This is a genomic window from Bacillus cereus group sp. N8 (assembly GCF_016483685.1).
GTDB lineage: Bacteria > Bacillota > Bacilli > Bacillales > Bacillaceae_G > Bacillus_A > Bacillus_A proteolyticus.
In genome coordinates this window covers 1-1,489 of record NZ_JAEHBK010000107.1, presented here as the reverse complement: position 1 = coordinate 1,489, position 1,489 = coordinate 1, and the positions used below count along the sequence as shown (strand labels likewise).

Below are 1,489 nucleotides of genomic sequence, written 5' to 3'. Positions count from 1 at the left end.
AGAGAAACTTACAATTGCTAAAAAAGAGAACAAAGTTAGAACAATAGATAATATATTAATGTGCTTCCCATACTTCAAGTGCATTTCGCTACCCCTTTTCTTTTCATTAGTGAATAATAGGTAGATGACTATATTTTTATTTTATTCTAAATTTTCTTGAAAGTATAGAACAAAAAGAAGAGGTTGTCCCAAAAGTCGCTGAATAGTTACTTTTGGGCAACCTCTTTTCTTTATTTTTACTTTCCTCTAGTTTAGAGATACTTGCTTCTTTTTTAAATTTTTCAAGTTCTTCACGTTCACGCGGAGACAATCTTTCTAGTAGGGGTACCACCCCATCACCATCAAGCTAAGAAATGCAAATACCTCAAAACAAAAAAATGAGCATTTTGTTACAATTTAGTACAAAATTTCGTTCTGGGGGTACTATAAAATTTTAGGTTGATGGGCATGGGATACCGCCAACATTTTAGAAAAAACAAGTTAAGAGCATGCAAGATTTTATACAGTTTTTCGGTTAATCCAGTAACAAACGAGAACCGTAAAACCCATGCCAGGATAGGAATGTATAAAAAGATGAATCGAGTGATAGAAAATAAAAAAGGGGGAAAACTTTTGTATGAAAAACTTAGAAAACAGCTTATATTAGGTTCCCTAATTCTTATCATTAGTGGCTGCTCCATTTCAAAAGTATACGACACACAACAAGAAGCATTAAAACAAGGATTAAAAACAACAAATAATACCTAGATAAATATAATGCTCTAAAACGTATTATAAAAATAGATGGAAAAATAGCCTTTTTTGTTACACCTGATAATTACATTTCAATAGCAGATTTAGAAATAGAAAATGGACTGTTAGTGGGATAACAGGAGGAACAAATGTAAGTGAGTTAGAAGTACAAGATTCTGGTATATCACCTACTATGGGAATATCAAATGGAAAAGTTATTTCTGGTTATCTTAAGAACCCATCTATTAGCAAGGTATCATATGAATCTACCTCAGGACATATTGTATATTTAGATAAATTCTTACCAAATGAAACAAAGTATAAAGGATGGAGTTTATGGTACGTGATCCTTCCTAATAAATTAGATGATGATTTAAAGTCTTTTGATCTTATTACGACTGTTTTAGAATTTAAAGATACAAATGGCACTATTATAAAATATAAGAACTGATCATCTAGAAACAACTTCTGATAACTATAATTATGTGAACACGAAAGTCCTCCAGTTAAACAATATGGAGGACTTTTAATAGTCTTCTAAATACATTGAATCCCTATAATGAGACGTTATGTTAACCGATCATGTATGGAATATACAGGGATTTATAACTTGATATAGAACATAAAAGGAGGAGTTTATACTGTAAATAAGGGGACATACATATGGAACTAGAATCCGAGATTAAAGCAATCGTTTTAGATTTAGATGGTACTTTATTAGATTCACAAAAGAAAGTGTCAGAAAGAAATAGAAAGG

The 1,489-nt window shown here is 30.9% G+C and carries 1 protein-coding gene and 1 pseudogene; both read left to right on the top strand.

The genetic code is table 11. The features are described 5' to 3' along the window. Window positions 1-612 precede the first annotated feature (612 nt). Window positions 613-1,183, top strand: a pseudogene (locus JDS80_RS32225) (hypothetical protein). Between the two features lie 212 nt (window positions 1,184-1,395). After that, on the top strand, window positions 1,396-1,489 hold a 94-nt coding region (locus JDS80_RS32220; RefSeq protein WP_199640807.1), incomplete at its 3' end, for an HAD hydrolase family protein.